The sequence below is a fragment of the Paracoccus sp. DMF genome, from assembly GCF_004407025.1.
Lineage (GTDB): Bacteria > Pseudomonadota > Alphaproteobacteria > Rhodobacterales > Rhodobacteraceae > Paracoccus > Paracoccus aminovorans_B.
This window is the reverse complement of record NZ_SOKV02000006.1, coordinates 125891-140039: the sequence shown is the minus strand read 5'-3', so window position 1 is coordinate 140039 and position 14149 is coordinate 125891. Positions and strand designations below refer to the sequence as shown.

At 69.4% G+C, this 14149-nt stretch carries 17 protein-coding genes; 10 read left to right on the top strand and 7 right to left on the bottom strand.

The features are described 5' to 3' along the window. Positions 1–70: 70 nt before the first annotated feature. Complete coding sequence (locus tag E3D03_RS05525; protein WP_017999354.1) at positions 71–502, top strand: Lrp/AsnC family transcriptional regulator; 432 nt, start codon at positions 71–73, stop codon at positions 500–502. Here E3D03_RS05525 and rsmD read toward each other — a convergent pair. Further along, positions 499–1065, bottom strand: coding sequence for a 16S rRNA (guanine(966)-N(2))-methyltransferase RsmD (gene rsmD, locus E3D03_RS05520; protein WP_263566140.1), 567 nt, complete (start codon positions 1063–1065; stop codon positions 499–501). The genes E3D03_RS05525 and rsmD overlap by 4 nt on opposite strands. Continuing rightward, on the bottom strand, positions 1062–2243 hold the full coding sequence (locus tag E3D03_RS05515) for an NAD(P)/FAD-dependent oxidoreductase (protein ID WP_263566139.1): 1182 nt from the start codon (positions 2241–2243) through the stop codon (positions 1062–1064). Before E3D03_RS05515 ends, rsmD begins: the two co-directional genes overlap by 4 nt. Before the next feature lie 81 nt (positions 2244–2324). On the opposite strand from E3D03_RS05515, the gene E3D03_RS05510 reads away from it, so the two are divergent. Next, positions 2325–2807, top strand: a complete 483-nt coding sequence (locus E3D03_RS05510; protein ID WP_263566138.1) for a peroxiredoxin — start codon at positions 2325–2327, stop codon at positions 2805–2807. On the opposite strand, the gene E3D03_RS05505 is transcribed toward E3D03_RS05510, so the two are convergent. Next, entirely contained in the window at positions 2804–3448 is a 645-nt protein-coding gene (locus tag E3D03_RS05505; RefSeq protein ID WP_263566137.1) for a winged helix-turn-helix transcriptional regulator, read from the bottom strand. The two genes, E3D03_RS05510 and E3D03_RS05505, sit on opposite strands and share 4 nt — an antisense overlap. Before the next feature lie 88 nt (positions 3449–3536). Here E3D03_RS05505 and E3D03_RS05500 point away from each other — a divergent pair, with 88 nt between their 5' ends. From E3D03_RS05500 to E3D03_RS05475, 6 genes are read left to right on the top strand one after another with little or no spacing between them, the layout of a single operon-like run. After that, complete coding sequence (locus tag E3D03_RS05500) at positions 3537–3893, top strand: DUF1428 domain-containing protein (RefSeq protein WP_062561809.1); 357 nt, start codon at positions 3537–3539, stop codon at positions 3891–3893. A gap of 10 nt (positions 3894–3903) precedes the next feature. Continuing rightward, a complete protein-coding gene (locus tag E3D03_RS05495) occupies positions 3904–4692 on the top strand; it encodes a VOC family protein (protein ID WP_062561810.1) in 789 nt (262 codons plus the stop codon). Further along, on the top strand, positions 4689–5321 hold the full coding sequence (locus E3D03_RS05490) for a YceI family protein (RefSeq protein ID WP_263566136.1): 633 nt from the start codon (positions 4689–4691) through the stop codon (positions 5319–5321). Before E3D03_RS05495 ends, E3D03_RS05490 begins: the two co-directional genes overlap by 4 nt. A 3-nt stretch (positions 5322–5324) precedes the next feature. Then, positions 5325–5954: a glutathione S-transferase family protein gene (locus tag E3D03_RS05485; RefSeq protein WP_263566135.1), complete on the top strand. Its 630-nt coding sequence runs from the start codon at positions 5325–5327 to the stop codon at positions 5952–5954. Further along, positions 5954–6613 carry a glutathione S-transferase family protein gene (locus E3D03_RS05480; RefSeq protein ID WP_263566134.1) on the top strand — a complete coding sequence of 220 codons (660 nt, stop codon included), beginning with the start codon at positions 5954–5956 and terminating at the stop codon, positions 6611–6613. The genes E3D03_RS05485 and E3D03_RS05480 overlap by 1 nt, the downstream gene beginning before the upstream one ends. Positions 6614–6673: 60 nt before the next feature. Next, complete coding sequence (locus E3D03_RS05475; protein ID WP_263566133.1) at positions 6674–9763, top strand: valine--tRNA ligase; 3090 nt, start codon at positions 6674–6676, stop codon at positions 9761–9763. Between the two features lie 116 nt (positions 9764–9879). Here the strand turns inward: E3D03_RS05475 and E3D03_RS05470 are convergent, their stop codons facing one another. Together E3D03_RS05470 and E3D03_RS05465 are read right to left on the bottom strand one after the other, a co-directional pair. After that, positions 9880–10560 carry a sirohydrochlorin chelatase gene (locus E3D03_RS05470; RefSeq protein WP_263566132.1) on the bottom strand — a complete coding sequence of 227 codons (681 nt, stop codon included), beginning with the start codon at positions 10558–10560 and terminating at the stop codon, positions 9880–9882. Further along, positions 10553–11113, bottom strand: coding sequence for a DUF4202 domain-containing protein (locus E3D03_RS05465; protein WP_263566131.1), 561 nt, complete (start codon positions 11111–11113; stop codon positions 10553–10555). Before E3D03_RS05465 ends, E3D03_RS05470 begins: the two co-directional genes overlap by 8 nt. A 90-nt stretch (positions 11114–11203) precedes the next feature. Here E3D03_RS05465 and E3D03_RS05460 point away from each other — a divergent pair, with 90 nt between their 5' ends. Further along, positions 11204–11710, top strand: a complete 507-nt coding sequence (locus E3D03_RS05460; RefSeq protein WP_263566130.1) for an NnrU family protein — start codon at positions 11204–11206, stop codon at positions 11708–11710. Here the strand turns inward: E3D03_RS05460 and E3D03_RS05455 are convergent. Then, complete coding sequence (locus E3D03_RS05455) at positions 11694–12695, bottom strand: NAD(P)/FAD-dependent oxidoreductase (RefSeq protein ID WP_263566129.1); 1002 nt, start codon at positions 12693–12695, stop codon at positions 11694–11696. The two genes, E3D03_RS05460 and E3D03_RS05455, sit on opposite strands and share 17 nt — an antisense overlap. A gap of 46 nt (positions 12696–12741) precedes the next feature. On the opposite strand from E3D03_RS05455, the gene mnmD reads away from it, so the two are divergent. Beyond that, complete coding sequence (gene mnmD / locus E3D03_RS05450; protein ID WP_263566128.1) at positions 12742–13395, top strand: tRNA (5-methylaminomethyl-2-thiouridine)(34)-methyltransferase MnmD; 654 nt, start codon at positions 12742–12744, stop codon at positions 13393–13395. Here the strand turns inward: mnmD and E3D03_RS05445 are convergent. Next, a complete protein-coding gene (locus tag E3D03_RS05445; RefSeq protein ID WP_062562308.1) occupies positions 13392–14111 on the bottom strand; it encodes a rhomboid family intramembrane serine protease in 720 nt (239 codons plus the stop codon). The genes mnmD and E3D03_RS05445 overlap by 4 nt on opposite strands. Between the last annotated feature and the right edge of the window lie 38 nt (positions 14112–14149).

The window sequence follows — 14149 nt, the reverse complement described above, 5'->3', positions numbered from 1 at the left end:
ATGAAAAGGGTGGAAATGTTCCCGCCTATGGGTAATCTGCCGAAAGTGTCGTCATTATGACAGGTGGCAGGTGGACGAGCTCGACCGGGGAATTCTGACCCATCTCGCGCAGGATGCGCGCATGTCCGTGGCGGTGCTGGCCCGGCGGCTGAAGGTGGCGCGCTCGACCGTGCAGGCCAGGTTGGAACGGCTGGAAACTTCGGGCGCCATCGCGGGTTACACGCTGCGCCTGGGCGATTCCGCGCGCGAGCATCGCATCCGCGCCACCTGCCTGCTGACCATCGAGCCGCGCTCGCAAGCCGCGATCCTGGGCCGGCTGCGCAGCCTGCCCGAGGTCGAGCGCATCCATACCACCAGCGGCCGCGTCGATCTTTTGCTGCAACTGGCCGCCATATCGACCAGCCAGCTGGACGATGTGCTGGACCAGATCGGCGGTCTGACCGGCGTGAAGTCCAGCGAGAGCCTGATTCACCTGTCCACCAAGCTGGATCGCGCCACCTAGCCGTGTTCCGCGCGCAACAATGTGACGATCGTGTCGCCGTATTTGCGCTGGTCGATCTGGGCCAGCCCGGCGACCGGGGGCGGCGCGGCCGATTCTTCCCAGACCACCATGGCGCCCGGCGCGATCCAGCCGCCGGCCAGGGCCGATTCCAACGCCTGCGCGCCCAGGCCCCTGCCATAGGGCGGGTCGAGGAAGACCAGCCCATAGCCCGGACCGCGATTCTCGCCCAGTTTCGTCGCATCGCGGCGCCAGACATCGGTGACGCCCATGGCGCGGGCCTTCTCGATATTTGTGCGCAAGAGCCCGCGCGCCACCACGCCATCATCGACGAAGGCCACCCGCGCCGCGCCGCGCGACAGCGCCTCCAGCCCCAGGGCGCCGGTGCCGGCGAACAGGTCCAGCACCCGCGCGCCCGGGATCGGATTGCCATGCGTGCCGTTGATGAGCAGGTTGAAGATCGACTCGCGCACCCGGTCGGTCGTCGGGCGCAGATGCGCCGCCGGGTCGCCCGCGCCGACCTCGGCCAGTTTCAGCCCGCGCAGGCTGCCGCCGACGATCCTCACAGCAGCGCCTTCAGGTCGGGGGCCTCGGCCAGGGTTTCGGGACTGGGAGACTTGCCGGCCTCGATCAGGCGCTTGCCGATCATATAGGCGCGGGCGTCGTTCAGCGCGTCCACCGCGATCAGCCGGCCGTCGCGGTAATACCAGACCGAGCCGGGCCGGGTGACCACACGGTCGTAGCCCAGGTTCAGCCCGGCGATCTGCAGTTTCGCGTCGAACTGGTCCGACCAGAACCAGGGTTTCGGGACGTAATCCGTCCCGGCGCCCAGCATGTTCGCAGCCACCGCCTCGGCCATGTCGATGGCATTGCCGACGCTTTCCAGCCGCAGCCGCCCGCCCGCGGTGAGAAAGCTGGCGCAATCCCCGGCCGCCCAGATGCCTGGGTCCGAGGTCCGGCCCTGCGCATCGGTGGCGATGCCGTTGTCGATGGCCAGCCCCGCCGCCTCGGCCAGCGCGGTTTCGGGCGTGATGCCGATGCCGCAAATCACCAGATCGGCGGGCAGCAGCCGGCCATCGGCCAGTTCCACCCCCTCGACCGCCGCGTCGCCGGTGATGCGGGCGATGCCCACGCCCTCGATGATCTCGACGCCATGGCGGCGATGCAGGTCGCGGATCATGGCGGCGGTTTCGGGTGCCGCCACCCGGCCCAGGATGCGCGGCGCCGCCTCGACCAGCGTGACCTCCAGCCCCAGCTTGCGCGCGACGGCGGCCGCCTCCAGCCCGATATAGCCGCCGCCGATCACCACCAGCCGCCGCCCGGCCGTCAGCGCCGGTTGCAGCCCGGCAATGTCGGCCAGATTGCGCACCACATGCACGCCCGGCAGCGCCCCGCCCATCGCCGCGGGCAGCCGGCGCGGGCTGGCGCCCAGCGTCAGCGCCAGCGCGTCCCAGGGATATTCGCCGCGATCCGTCACCACCACGCGCCGCGCCCGGTCGATGGCCACCGCCCTTTCGCCCAGGTGCAGCGCGATGCCCTGTTCGGCCCACCAGTCCGGCCCGCGCAGCGTCAGCCGGTCCAGATCCATCTGGCCCAGCAGATAGGCCTTGGACAGCGGCGGGCGCTGATAGGGCGGCGCGGGCTCGTCGCCGATCACCGTCACCGGCCCGGCGTGTCCCAGCGCCCGCAGCTTCGCCGCCAGCGAGGCGGCCGCCTGGCCGGCGCCAAGGATGACGATGTTCATGGTTTTCCTCGCTGGTTTGCCTGCGGCGCGCAGCCTATAGTCCGGCCTGACGCGATGCAATTCGACAAGGAGGAAGCGCGCATGGCCATCGAAAAAGGGGCAAGCCTGCCCGACGGCACGCTGGTGAAACTGGGCGAGAACGGCCCCGAGCCGGTCGAGGTCGCGGACCTGCGCAAGGGTCGCGTCGCGATCTTTGCCGTGCCGGGCGCCTATACGCCGACCTGCACCAACGCCCATATGCCGAGCTTCGTGAAGAATGCCGACAAGCTGCGCGAGAAGGGCGTCTCGCGCATCGCCTGCATCACCGTGAACGACCCCTTCGTGGCCGGGCAATGGGCCAAGGACACCGGCGCGACCGGCGCCGGCATCGAGGTTCTGGCCGATGCCGACGGCAGATTCACCAAGGCGCTGGGTCTGGACATCCAGGCCGACGGCTGGATCAAGGGCCGCTCGAAACGCTATGCCATGCTGGTGAACGACGGCACGGTCGAGGTGCTGGAGATCGAGGAAAGCCCCGGCGCCTGCGCCATCTCCTCGGGCGAATCGCTCCTGGGCCTGATCTAGGGCTTCAGCCTGAACAGGTCCGTGAAGGCTTGCGCGGCGGCCCGGTCGCCGTGCAAGCCGATCAGCCCGGCGCTGGCGATCGTCACCGGCCCCGGGCCATAGATCGCGGCGGCCAGCGCATTGCCGCTGCCCTCCAGCAGGAAATCGCCCTGCGGCGCGCGCATCGCCGTGACCAGCGGCGCGCCCTTGGGCGACAGAATCACCTCGAACCCCTCTTTCCCCGACAGGAAGCCCGCGCGCAGGCTCGATCCCGCCGCCCGCCCCGCATCCACCGTCGCGGAAATCGAGATCATCAGCGCCGAGATGCTGATGAACTTGCGCGGGTCGTGCCCCGGCATCAGCAGCGCCCAGCGGCACAGCTCGCGCAGCACCGGATGCAGCGCGCGGCCCTGCTCGGTCAGCGCATAAAGCCCCAGCACCTCGTCATGGCTGACCACGCCGGCCTGCACCAGCTGGCCCAACCGCTGCGTCAGCACGCTGGCGGTCACCCCGGGCAGCCCGGCGCGGATCATCTGGAAGCGCTTGGGCGCAAACATCAGCTCGCGCACCACCAGAAGCGCCCAGCGGTCGCCCACCAAGTTCAGCGCATGGGCGCCGAGACAGCCTTCGTCATAGCGCAGGGTTTTGCCGGTCTTGCTCATGTTTTGATATTATCAGTTGCTTTTTGCTACTGCAAGTGCCAGCCTTCGACTCACCGGCGCTTTTCGCGCCAATCATGAGGAGGAGAAGATGACCTATTACTCCGGCTTCCTTTTGGCGGTCCCGACCGCGAACAAGCAGAAATACATCGACATGGCGAGTTCGGCCTGGCCGATGTTCAAGCGCTATGGCGCGCTGCGCATGGTCGAGACCTGGGGCGCCGACGTGCCCCATGGCAAGGTCACCGATTTCTACATGGCGACCCAGGCCAAGGAGGACGAGACCATCGTGTTTTCCTGGATCGAATGGCCCGACAAGGCCACAGCCGAGGCGGGTTTCGAAAAGATGATGAACGACCCCGAGATGCAGGGCCCGCCCGAGATGCCCTTCGACGGCATGCGGATGATCTGGGGCGGCTTCGAGCCCATCTTCGACGACAAGGCCTGAGGGGGCGGCGATGTATCACGGCAAACCCTGCTGGTTCGAGCTGGACACCGCGCGCGGCGGGCTTCCTGCCGCAAGCGACTTCTATGGCAAGGTCTTCGGCTGGTCGGTCGCCGATTCCGGCATGCCGGATTTCAGCTATTTGCTGGCCAGCCACGGCGGCGACATGGTGGCCGGGCTGATGGAGATCCCGCCCGGCTATGACGGCATCCCGCCGAACTGGCTGATCTACCTGGACGTGGACGATTGCGACGCGGCGGCGGAAAAGATCGCGCTGCTGGGCGGGACGGTCCACAAGCCTCCGGCCGATATTCCCGGCACCGGCCGCTTCGCCGTGGCGGCCGATCCGCAGGGCGCGGTCTTCGGCATCCTGCAACCGCTGCCGATGCAGCCGCAGCCCGCGGCCGAAACCGGCGCCTTCGACCAGAAGAAGGAAGGCCACGGCAACTGGATCGAGCTGATGTCCACCGATCCGGTGGCAGGCTTCGCCTTCTATGCCGAGCTGTTCGGCTGGACGGCGGGCGATGCCATGGACATGGGCGCGATGGGCAAATACCAGCTGTTCCGCTGGAACGGTACCGATATCGGCGGGATGATGGGTCTGGGCAATGCGCCCGTGTCCTGCTGGCTGCCCTATTTCGGCACCAACGGCGTCGAGCCGGCCATGCAGCGCATCCGCGATGCCGGCGGCGAGGTGGTCAGCGGTCCGCATGAGGTGCCGGGCCCGGCCTTCATCGCCGTGGCGCGCGACCCGCAGGGCGCGCATTTCGCCATCGTCGGCCCGCGCGAGGCCACGCCATGATCCGTGTCGCGCTGCTTTGCGCCCTTTGCGCCGCCCCCGTGGCGGCGCAAGAGGTGCAGCCCCAGGACATTCCGCAGGGGCAGAAGGACTATCACGCCGCCGAGGCCGGGACCTATAAGCTCGACCCCTATCACAGCGCGGTCATCGCCCGCGTGCCGCATATGGGCTTTTCCTACAGCGTCTTCCGCTTCGACGCGGTTTCGGGCGCGTTGACCTGGAACCCCGACGACCCGGCGGCGATGCGGCTGACGGCCGAGGTGCAGGTCGGCTCGATCTCGACCCCGGTCGAGGGCTTTGCCGAGGTGCTGAAGGGCGCCGAATACCTGAACACCGCCGCCAATCCGGTGGCGAGTTTCGTGTCGGACAGCTTTGTCCCCGAAAGCGACACCAGGGGCACGGTCTCGGGGCAACTGACGCTGATGGGCCGCACGCATCCGGCCAGCTTCGCGGTCGAGCTGGTCGGCGTCGGCAAGGGCTTTACCGGGGACGAGAATGGCAACCCGGTGATCCGCAACCTGATCGGCGTCCATGCCGAGACGCAGATCGACCCGCAGGCCTATGGCATGAACGCCTTTTTCACCGCGCCGATTCCCGTGGTGATCGACGCCGAATTCGCCCGGAGCGACTGAGCCATGTATGTGATTACGACCTACGACTGGGTGCCCGATTTCGCCCGCGGCCATGTCCGCGACCTGCGCATCCGCTGGGCCTGCGAAGAGGCCGGCCAGCCCTATCGCATCGAGACGACCAGCGTGCGCGAGAAGACCGCGCAGCATTTCGCCCGCCAACCCTTTGGCCAGGTGCCGATCCTGCAGGACGGCGATCTGACGCTGTTCGAAAGCGGCGCCATCCTGCTGTATCTCGGCGAGCGGCATGAGGCGCTGCTGCCCGCCGACGCGCAGGGCCGGGCCGAGACCCAGCAATGGCTGGTCGCGGCGCTGAACACGCTGGAGCCGGTGGTGATGGCGCTGGCGCTGGCCCGCATGTTCGACCGCGACGAGCGCGCCGCCGAACTGGCCCTGCCGCGGCTGGTCGCGCGACTGGAGCAACTGGCGCCGGTGTTGAAGTCCCGCGACTTCATCGCCGCCGGCCGCTTCACCATCGCCGACATCATGCTGGCCGAGGTGCTGCGCATCGTGGACAACCTGGGCGAGCTGGCCGGCCATCCGGTGCTGCTGGACTATATGCGGCGCATGACCGCCCGTCCGGCGTTCCGGCGCGCCCATGACGCGCAGCTGGCGCATTTCGAAAAGGCTGCGTGATGCTGACGCTTTATGGCCACCCGCTGTCCTCCTATACCCAGAAGGTGCTGATCGCGCTTTACGAGCTGGGGACGGATTTCACCTTCTGCGAGGTCGATCTGGGCGATGCGCAGGACCGGGCGCTGATGCAATCGGTCGAGCCGATGGGCCGGATGCCGGCGCTGCGCGAGGGCGATCTGGCGCTGTCGCAAAGCTCGCTGATGATCGAATGGCTGGACCGGCACCATCCCGGTCCGCAACGCCTGCTGGACCCGGACCCCGATGCCTCGCTGCCGGCGCGGCAATGGGACCGCTTCCTGGATTTCCAGGTCATGCAGATGATGCAGCAGATCGTCGACGCCCGCATCTTCATGGCCGAAGGCGCCGAGGAGCGGGTGGCGCCCTTTGCGCGGGCCAAGCTGGACCTGGCCTATGCCGCGCTGGACCGGCGCCTGGACGGGCGCGACTGGATCGCGGGCGGCTTCGGCCTGGCCGATTGCGCGGCGTTCCCGGCGCTGTTCTATGCCGGCGCCGTGCATCCCTTCGCGGATCATCCGCATCTCGGCGCCTATTTCGAGCGGCTGGTGGCGCGCCCCTCGATCCAGCGCGTGATCGCGGGCGCGCGGCCCTATTACGGCTGGTTCCCGTTCAAGGACGGGATTGCGGCGCGGTTTCTCTAGCGCCTCTTGGCCTTTGGCCGTGGTTTCGCTATCCCCTTGGGCAATTCAAGGGGTGACGACATGGCCATGGACAAGAACTTCGACGCCGCTTCCGCCGAGGCGCGGATCGCGGCGGAATGGGCGGCAAGCGATGCCTTCGCGGCGGGGGCCAATGCCTCGCGCGCGGAAACCTTCTCGGTCGTGATCCCGCCGCCGAATGTCACGGGCAGCCTGCATATCGGCCACGCGCTGAACAACACGCTGCAGGACATCCTGGTGCGCTGGCACCGGATGCGCGGCTTCGACACGCTGTGGCAGCCCGGCCAGGACCATGCCGGCATCGCCACCCAGATGGTGGTGGAGCGCCGGATGGCCGAGCGCCAGGAGCCCGGCCGGCGCGAGATCGGGCGCGAGGCCTTCCTGCAGAAGGTCTGGGCCTGGAAGCAGGAATCCGGCGACACCATCATCAACCAGTTGAAACGCCTGGGCGCGTCCTGCGACTGGTCGCGCAATGCCTTCACCATGTCCGGCGCCCCCGGCGCCCCGACGGGCGAGGAGGGCAATTTCCACGATGCCGTCATCAAGGTCTTTGTCGAGATGTTCGATAAGGGGCTGATCTATCGCGGCAAGCGGCTGGTGAACTGGGACCCGCATTTCGAGACCGCGATTTCCGACCTGGAGGTCGAGAACCGCGAAGTGCCCGGCCATATGTGGCATTTCAAGTACCCGCTGGCCGGCGGCGAGACCTATGAATACATCGAGCGCGACGCCGACGGCAACGTCACCCTGCGCGAGACGCGGGACTATATCAGCATCGCCACCACGCGGCCGGAAACCATGCTGGGCGACGGCGCGGTCGCGGTCCATCCGGACGACGCCCGCTATGCGCCCATCGTCGGCAAGCTGGTGGAAATCCCGGTCGGGCCGAAACAGCATCGCCGGCTGATCCCGATCATCACCGACGAATACCCGGACCCGGATTTCGGCTCGGGCGCGGTCAAGATCACCGGCGCGCATGACTTCAACGACTATGCCGTGGCGATGCGCAATGGCATTCCGCTCTATGCGCTGATGGACGGCAAGGGCGCCATGCGCGCGGACGGGCTCAGCTACGAGGAAAGCGCCGAGATCGCCACGCGGGCGGCACGGGGCGAGGATGTGGGCGACGTGTCCTCGGTCAACCTGGTGCCCGAGGAGTTGCGCGGGCTGGACCGCTACGACGCCCGCAAGCGCGTGATCGCGGCGATCACCGACGAGGGGCTGGCCGTTACCTATCTGCACAAGGAAATCGACAAGGAGACCGGCGCCGAGCATCTGGAGCGCCGTCCCCTGGTCGACTCGAAGCCGATCATGCAGCCCTTCGGCGACCGCTCGGGCGTGGTGATCGAGCCGATGCTGACCGACCAGTGGTTCGTCGATACGCCGAAGATCGTCGGCCCGGCGCTGGAGGCGGTGCGCGATGGCCGCACCGAGATCCTGCCCGAGCAGCACCGCAAGGTCTATTTCAACTGGCTCGAGAATATCGAGCCCTGGACCATCTCGCGCCAGCTGTGGTGGGGGCATCAGATTCCGGTCTGGTATGGCCTTGGCCTGCGGCTGGAAGGCCAGGTCGACGACGACCACGACGGCGCGCTGGACGATGTCGAGATCTTCGCGCTGCTCGAGGAAGGGCTGGTCCATGGCGACGACCTGCTGCAATGCGCGGCGAATTTCGCCGATGTGGCGCAGAAGTTCCGCGACGCGCTGGCCGACCTGCCGCAGCCGCTGGAAATCGCCCGGGTGATCGAGGTGGCGGACCGCGAGGCGGCGGTCGATGCCTTTGCCCAGGGGCTGGCCGACTATAACCTGACGCAGGATCCGACCAGGCTGGTCTATCCGGTCTGGCGCGATCCCGATGTGCTGGACACCTGGTTTTCCTCGGGTCTGTGGCCGATCGGCACGCTGGGCTGGCCCGAACCCACGCCCGAACTGCGCCGGTATTTCCCGACCGACGTGCTGGTCACCGGCTTTGACATCATCTTCTTCTGGGTCGCCCGGATGATGATGATGCAGCTGGCCGTGGTGGGCGACGTGCCGTTCCGCACCGTCTATGTCCACGGCCTCGTGCGCGACGAAAAGGGCGCCAAGATGTCAAAGTCGAAAGGCAACGTCATCGACCCCTTGGTGCTGATCGACCAATACGGCGCCGACGCGCTGCGCTTTACCCTGACCAGCATGGCGGCGATGGGCCGCGACCCCAAGCTGGGGCCGAAGCATGTCGAGGCGAACCGCAACTTCGTCACCAAGATCTGGAACGCCAGCCGCTTTGCCGAGATGAACGGCGTCAGGGGCGGCGGCGCCCGCCCGGCGCCCGCGCATGTGGTGAACCGCTGGATCATTGGCGAGGTCGCCCGCATCCGCCAGGCCACCGACGAGGCGCTGGCGGCGTTCCGCTTCAACGACGCCGCGACCGGGCTTTACGCCTTTGTCTGGGGCAAGGTCTGCGACTGGTATGTCGAGTTTTCCAAGCCGCTGTTCGATGGCGAATACCGCGACGAGACCCAGGCGACGATGGGCTGGGTGCTGGACCAGTGCTATCTGCTCTTGCACCCGATCATGCCCTTCGTCACCGAGGAGCTCTGGGCGCTGACCGGCGCGCGCGCCAAGCCGCTGGTGCATGGCGACTGGCCGGACTACGGCCCCGAGCTGATCGATGCCGAGGCCGACCGGCAGATGAACTGGGTGATTTCGGTGATCGAGAACATCCGCTCGGCCCGCGCGCAGATCGGCGTGCCGGCCGGGGCGCGGCCCGATCTGATCGTGACCGAAGCCGACGCGGCCGCCCGCGCGGCGCTGGCCGCCAATGGCCCGCTGGTCGAGCGGCTGGCGCGGGTGAACCCGCCGAGCGAGGGCGGGATGGGGCCGGGCATGATCGCGGTCGCGGCGCTGGGGGCGAGCTTTGCCCTGCCGGTGGGCGAGATGATCGACGTCGCGGCCGAGACGGCGCGGCTGGAAAAGGCCGCCGCCAAGGCCGAGAAGGACGCCGGCGGGTTGCGCGGCCGGCTGGGCAATCCGAAATTCGTCGAGAACGCCGAGCCGGAGGTGATCGAGGAGACGCGCGACAAGCTGGCCGCGCTGGAGGACGATCTGGCGCGGATCCGGGCGGCGCTGGGGCAGCTGGCGGCGATGTGAGGCCCCCGCCGCGCGGCTGCCGGAGTATTTGGGAAACGGTGAAAGCCGCGGTTTTCCCAAGGCCTGGTGCGGTGGCGGTGGCGCGGTTGCCGTGGGTATTTGCGGAGCAAAGAAGCTCAGGGCCGCTCGGTAAGGGCGGCCCTGATGCTGGCGGCGATCATCGCCGGCACTTCGGGGGCGAGGCCGATGGGGGGCAGGGTGATGCCGCGGAAGCCGGCCTCGGCCAGCGCCTGGGGCAGGTCGTCGGTGACGTGCCCGGCGCTGGTGGCGAAGAGCGGCAGGCAGAGCGTGCGCGCGGGCAGGGCGCGGGCGGCCTCGGCGAGTCGGGGCGGTTCCTCGATGAAGCCGCAGGTGACGGTCAGGGGCGCGAGGTCCGCGGCCATCTTGCGCGCCGCCTCGGCCGGGGCGCGCGAGCGGCCGGAGCCATGGGCGGCGAGCAGGACGTGTGTTTCGTCCAAGGCCCAGCCCTGCGCGGCGGCGGCTTGTGAGAGCAGGCGGCGGGCGAGCGCGGGCAGGCCGGGATCGGCGCCGAAGGGCGGCAGGATGCGGGCCTTGGGGGCGCCGGCCAGGGCCAGGCGGCGCGGCAGTTCGCTGCGCGTGAACCAGCCCGCCGCCATGAACAGCGGATAGACCAGCATGGCGTCATCGGCACCGTCCAGCGCGCCGGGCATGGCGAGCGTGGCGCCCCGGATGGTCACCCCGGGCAGCGGGATGCGGGCGGCCAGCGCCTCGATGGCGGCTTGCTGCGGGGCGGGGTCGCCGGGCTGGCCGTGGGCGACGATGAGCGCCCTAGGCACGGAAGGCCGCGGCGAAGGGTTCGGGGATGGCGAATTCGGTCAGCGCGATGCTGCGCGCCTGCGGCGACATCTTGCGCGCGGTCTTTTCGACGATGCGCTGCAATTCCTCGGCGTCGCGGGTTTCGGCGAAGGGGCCGAGATACCAGCGGATGAAGGTGAAGCAGGCCACGTCCTCGAGCGCCTGCACCTCGGGGTCGCGCTTGATGCCCTGTTTCGTCAGCATCTTCTCGGCATGGGCGATGGCGTCATCGTCGTAGCCCGCCGCCTGCATGATCCCGGCCACGCGGGCGGCGTGGCGCCGGCCCTGTTCGGTGCGCCAGGCCAGGTAGCCGGGCCGGTCCATCGGATAGGCGTCGCGCGGCAGGAGCCAGCGTTCGACATGCTGGCCGCGGCAGGCGATCTGCAGCGGCTCGGAGGCATCGGGGTAGAGCGCCCGTTGCTCGGCCGTCATGCGCTGGCCATAGAGGAGTTCGCGGGGCTCGCCGTCCTGAAGATGCGGGTCGGCGGCATTGGCCTGGTCGATGGCGTCGAAAGCGGTCTGAAGGCGGGTCATGGGCGGGATCCTTTTTGCGCCATCATGCCGCAGGCGGGGGCCGGGTCAATGCGGATTGCGGGGCCCTGGCGCCGGGGCTAGGCTCGGGGCATGGAATGGTTGGAATTCGCCCTGGCGCTGGCCGCTTTTCTGGGCTCGCATGTCATCCCGGCGCGGCTGCGCGGGCCCTTGGTCGCGCGCTTCGGCAAGCGGGCCTATGTCATCGGCTACAGCCTGCTGTCGCTGGGGCTGCTTTACTGGCTGATCGTGGCGGCGGGGCGGGCGCCCTTTGTCGAGATCTGGCCGCAGTGGCCCTGGACGCGCTGGCTGGTGAACATCGCCATGCCGGTCGCGGTGCTGGCGGCGCTGGTCGGCGGCATGGGCGGGCTGATGCTGGCGTTTGCGCTGTGGGCGACGGCGCATCTGCTGGCCAATGGCGACCTGGCGCATGTGATCCTGTTCGGCCTGCTGCTGGGTTATGCCCTGCTGGGGCTGGTGATGATGCGGCGGTTGCTGGTCTGGCGGCTGGCCTGGTGGCGGCTGGCGGCGGTGCCGCTGGTCTGGATTGCGCTCTATCACCTGCATCCGCTGGTGATCGGCGTCAGCCCGGCACCCTGAACCCCTCGGGTATGCGGTCCTGCCCGTCGAGGATCAGGTCCGCCAGCATCGCCGCGCAGGCCGGCGCCATGGCGATGCCGATCTTGAACCCGCCATTGGCGACGTAATGCCCCGGCCGGCCGGGCCATGGTCCCAAGAGCGGCGCCCGGGACAGCGCGCGCGGCCGGATGCCGGCCCAGCGGTCCACGACCGGCGCATCGGCCAGCGCCGGGCACAGCGCGCGGGCCTTGTCGATCAGCGCCTGAAGCTGCGCATCGGTGCCAAGGTCGGTCACGTCGCGTTCCGAGGTCGAGCCGACCGCCACCGTCCCGTCGGCATGCGGCACGATATGCAGCCCCTCGGCAAAGACCTGCGGCGCCTCGGGGGCGGCGAAGTCCAGCAGCGCCGACTGGCCCTTGACGCCGCCGCCGCCGAAGGGCGCCAGCCCGGTCCAGCCGGTGGCCCAGATCGCCGGGCCCTTTGTGCTGGCGCCTTCCTCGATGATGCCGCCGCGCGCGCGGATCGCGGCGGCCAGCGCCGCCCCGGCTCGGCGAGGGCTGATGCGCGCCGTCAGCCGGTCGACCAGCCACAGCCCGGTCTCGGACGGCGGCACCAGCGGGCCCTGCGGCGCGTCGGTGATCTGCATCGTCGCCCAGGCGGGCCAATGGCGGCGGGCAGCGGCGATGCGCTCGGCCATGCGCGCCTCGGTCCCCGGCAGCACGGGCTGGATGCGGCCGGTGCGGGCATAGCCGGGATCCACGCCGCCGGCCCGGGCCACCTCGGCCCACCAGGCCTCGGCGCCGACCAGCGCGTCCAGCTGCACCTGCTTCTTGTCGTTCCAGTTTTCCGGCGCGTGCGGGGCCAGCGCGCCCACCGTGCCGCCCGAGGCGCCGGCGCCGATGCGCGCGATCTCGACCACGCGCACCGGCCGGCCGCGCCGCGCCAGCTCCCATGCGCAGGCGAGGCCATAGATCCCCGCGCCCGCCACCGTGATTTCGCTTGCCATCCCGCCGCCCCTTGCCGCATCTGCCGGAAAACAGGAGTTAGCGCGAATGAGCGATCCCGACCAGAGCGCGGCGCTGGCATGGCGCGAGGGCGGCATCCCGGTCTCGACCCGATTCGACGACCCGTATTTCAGCCTGAACGGCGGGCTCGAGGAAACCCGGCATGTCTTTCTGGCCGGAAACGACCTGCCGGCGCGGCTGGTGCCCGGCTTTCACGTCGCCGAGCTGGGCTTCGGCACCGGGCTGAACCTGCTGGCGCTGGCGCAGGTGGCGACGGTCCCGGTCCGCTTCACCAGTTTCGAGGCCTTCCCGATGGCGCTGGAGGAACTGGCCCGCGCCCATGCCGCCTTTCCCGAACTGGCGCCGCTGGCCGAGGCCCTGCGCGCCGGCTGGCCCGTCCGGCGTTTCCAGGTCGGCCCCGTCAGTGCCGAGATCATCGTCGGCGATGCGCGCGCCGCGCTGCCCGCGTGGCAAGGCCGAGCGGATGCCTGGTTCCTCGACGGCTTTTCGCCGGCGAAGAACCCCGAGCTTTGGGGCGAGCCGCTGATGGCCGAGGTCGCCCGTCATACCGCGCCGGGCGGCACATTCGCGACCTATACCGCCGCCGGCCATGTGCGCCGGGCGCTGGCGGCGGCGGGCTTCGCGGTCAGCCGCGCGCCGGGCTTTGCCGGCAAGCGCCACATGAGCCGGGGCCGGCTCTAGCGGCGCACCTGCGGGATGCGCGAGGGCGGAAACGCCAGCGCCGCATGCGGCGGCCGGCCGTGGGTGCGGCGCCAGAAGGCGGGGCCGCCGCGGCGCAGGAACAGCGGCAGCGCCAGCACGATGCCGGCGAGGAAGCCGGCGGCATGGGCGACATAGGCGACGCCGTCCTCGGCCCCGATGGCGCCCGAGACCAGCTGGATGCCGAACCAGGCCAGAAGCAGCACCCAGGCCGGGATGGTGAAGCGGCGGATGATGACGATGATGATGGCGATGACATCGACCCGGGCGCGCGGGAACATCAGAAGATAGCCCCCCATCACCCCGGCGATGGCGCCCGAGGCCCCGACCATGGGCACGCCGCTGCCGGGGTCGGCGACGATCTGGCCGCCGGCCGCCGCCAGCCCGCAGGTCAGGTAGAAGCCCAAGAAGCCCAAGGGGCCCATCTGGTCCTCGAGATTGTCGCCGAAGACCCACAGGAACAGCATGTTGCCGGCGATATGCATGATGCCGGCATGCAGGAACATATGCGTCACCAGCCCCCACAGCCATGCGCCATGCGTGATCGCGACCGGATACAGCGCCAGCCGGTCCCAGAGCCCGACCTGGCCGCCGGCCCAGGGCATGGTCAGCAGGAACAGCGCAAGGTTCAGGACGATCAGCCCATAGGTGACATGGGGCGTGCGCTCGGAGGGGTTGTGGTCGCGGATCGGGAACATGGCCGCAGCCTGAAGCATCGCATGGGCGCGCGCAAGCG